This is a genomic window from Pseudomonas sp. SBT1-2, from assembly GCF_028640875.1.
Lineage (GTDB): Bacteria > Pseudomonadota > Gammaproteobacteria > Pseudomonadales > Pseudomonadaceae > Aquipseudomonas > Aquipseudomonas chlororaphis_I.
In genome coordinates this window covers 1-2,829 of sequence record NZ_JAQZAA010000049.1, presented here as the reverse complement: position 1 = coordinate 2,829, position 2,829 = coordinate 1, and the positions used below count along the sequence as shown (strand labels likewise).

Here is a 2,829-nt window from a genome sequence, read left to right as displayed (position 1 = left end):
TGTAGGAGCGAGCTTGCTCGCGATCCGGGCGCTCGCGCCCGATAGAAAAACAATGCCCGTCAGAGGCAATCGACAAAAAACCGTGAGGCCAGAACCGTGATCAAGACCCTGAACCACTTGCCCCATCCCCAGGAGGATGCGGCCACCCTCGCCGGCCATTTCAGCGACCTGGCGCCGCCGCTCAACGACCGTCAGGCGCACCTGGAAGCCTCGCGCTGCCTGTATTGCTACGACGCGCCGTGCGTCAACGCCTGCCCCAGCGAGATCGACATTCCCTCGTTCATCCGCCATATCCACACCGACAACGTGCAGGGCGCGGCGCAGAAGATTCTCTCGGCCAATATCCTCGGCGGCAGCTGCGCCCGGGTGTGCCCGACGGAGATCCTGTGCCAGCAGGCCTGCGTGCGCAACAACGCCCAGGAATGCGCGCCGGTGCTGATCGGCCTGTTGCAGCGCTACGCGGTGGACAACGCGCACTTCAGCCAGCACCCGTTCCAGCGCGCCGCCGCCACCGGCAAGCGCATCGCCGTGGTCGGCGCCGGGCCGGCGGGCCTGTCCTGTGCCCACCGCTGCGCCATGCACGGCCATGAGGTGGTGATTTTCGAGGCCCGGGAAAAGGCCGGAGGCCTCAACGAATACGGGATCGCCAAGTACAAGCTGGTGGACGACTTCGCCCAGAAGGAGCTGGATTTCCTGTTGCAGATCGGCGGCATCGAGATCCGTCACGGACAGAAGCTCGGCGACAACCTGAGCCTCACCGAACTGCACCAGCAGTTCGACGCGGTGTTCCTCGGCCTCGGCCTGGCCGCCAGCAAACAGCTGGGCCTGCCCCATGAGGACGCCCCCGGCCTGCTGGCCGCCACCGACTACATCCGTGAATTGCGCCAGGCCGACGACCTCACCCAACTGCCCCTGGCCGACCATTGCATCGTCCTCGGCGCCGGCAACACGGCGATCGACATGGCGGTGCAGATGGCCCGTCTCGGTGCCCGCGACGTGAACCTGGTGTACCGCCGCGGCGTCGAGGACATGGGCGCGACCCGACATGAACAGGACATCGCCAAGGCCAATCAGGTGCGCCTGCTGACCTGGGCCGCGCCCGAGGAAGTGCTGCTCGACGCCCAGGGCCGGGTGCGCGGCATGCGCTTCGCCCGCACCCGCCTGGTGGAGAGCCGGCTGCAAACCACCGGGGAAACCTTCGAGCTGGCCGCCGACGCGATCTTCAAGGCCATCGGCCAGGCGTTCGACGGCGCCGCGCTGGGCGACCCGCTGGCCCGCGAACTCAAGCGCGCCGGCGAGCGCATCGAGGTCGACGAACAACTGCGCACCAGCATCCCCGGGGTGTATGCCGGCGGCGACTGCGTCAGCCTCGGCCAGGACCTCACCGTCCAGGCGGTGCAACACGGCAAGCGGGCCGCCGAAGCCATGCATGCCCAACTCATGCTCAATGTGGAGGCTGCGTAAATGGCCGATCTCTCGATTGTGTTCGCCGGTATCAAGGCCCCCAATCCGTTCTGGCTGGCCTCCGCGCCGCCCACCGACAAGGCCTACAACGTGGTCCGCGCCTTCGAGGCCGGCTGGGGCGGCGTGGTCTGGAAAACCCTGGGCGAGGACCCGGCGGCGGTCAACGTGTCGTCACGCTACTCGGCGCACTTCGGCGCCAACCGCGAAGTGCTGGGCATCAACAATATCGAACTGATCACCGACCGTTCCCTGGAGATCAACCTCAAGGAAATCACCCAGGTCAAGAAGGACTGGCCGGACCGCGCGCTGATCGTGTCGCTGATGGTGCCCTGCGTCGAGGAGTCGTGGAAAAACATCCTGCCGCTGGTGGAAGCCACCGGCGCCGACGGCATCGAGCTGAACTTCGGCTGCCCCCACGGCATGCCGGAACGCGGCATGGGCGCGGCGGTCGGCCAGGTACCGGAGTACGTCGAGCAGGTGACCCGCTGGTGCAAGACCTGGTGCTCGCTGCCGGTGATCGTCAAGCTGACGCCGAACATCACCGATATCCGCATGGCCGCCCGCGCGGCCCATCGCGGCGGCGCCGACGCAGTGTCGCTGATCAACACCATCAACTCGATCACCAGCGTCGACCTGGAGCGCATGGTGGCCAATCCGATGGTCGGCAGCCAGAGCACCCACGGCGGCTACTGCGGCTCGGCGGTCAAGCCAATCGCGCTGAACATGGTCGCCGAAATCGCCCGCGACCCGCAGACCCAGGGCCTGCCGATCTGCGGTATCGGCGGCATCGGCAGTTGGCGCGATGCCGCGGAATTCGTCGCCCTGGGCTGCGGCGCGGTGCAGGTGTGCACGGCGGCGATGCTCCATGGTTTTCGGATTGTCGAGGAGATGAAGGACGGCCTGTCGCGGTGGATGGACAGCCAGGGCTACAGCAGCCTGCAGCAGTTTTCCGGCAAGGCCGTGGGCAACACCACCGACTGGAAGTACCTGGATATCAACTATCAGGTGATCGCCAAGATCGACCAGGACGCCTGCATCGGTTGCGGCCGCTGCCATATCGCCTGCGAAGACACCTCGCACCAGGCCATCGCCAGCCTCAGGCAGGCCGACGGTACGCATAAGTACGAGGTGATCGACGCCGAATGCGTGGGCTGCAACCTGTGCCAGATCACCTGCCCGGTGCAGGACTGCATCGAGATGGTGCCCCAGGACACCGGCAAGCCATTCCTCGACTGGCAGCATGATCCGCGCAATCCGTATCGCGAGGCGGTTTGAGTGAGTGGCTAGAGGATTTGCCGGATAACGCTCATTGACTGGACTGACGTCATCGCGGGCAAGCCTCGCTCCTACAGAAGAAGACCGTGC

General features: G+C 66.1%; 2 protein-coding genes. Both read left to right on the top strand.

Annotated elements, in window-relative coordinates:
- Positions 1–96: 96 nt before the first annotated feature.
- A complete protein-coding gene (locus PVZ78_RS05610) occupies positions 97–1,464 on the top strand; it encodes an NAD(P)-dependent oxidoreductase (protein WP_273828338.1) in 1,368 nt (455 codons plus the stop codon).
- On the top strand, positions 1,465–2,739 hold the full coding sequence (gene preA / locus PVZ78_RS05605; protein ID WP_273828337.1) for an NAD-dependent dihydropyrimidine dehydrogenase subunit PreA: 1,275 nt from the start codon (positions 1,465–1,467) through the stop codon (positions 2,737–2,739).
- Positions 2,740–2,829 lie beyond the last annotated feature (90 nt).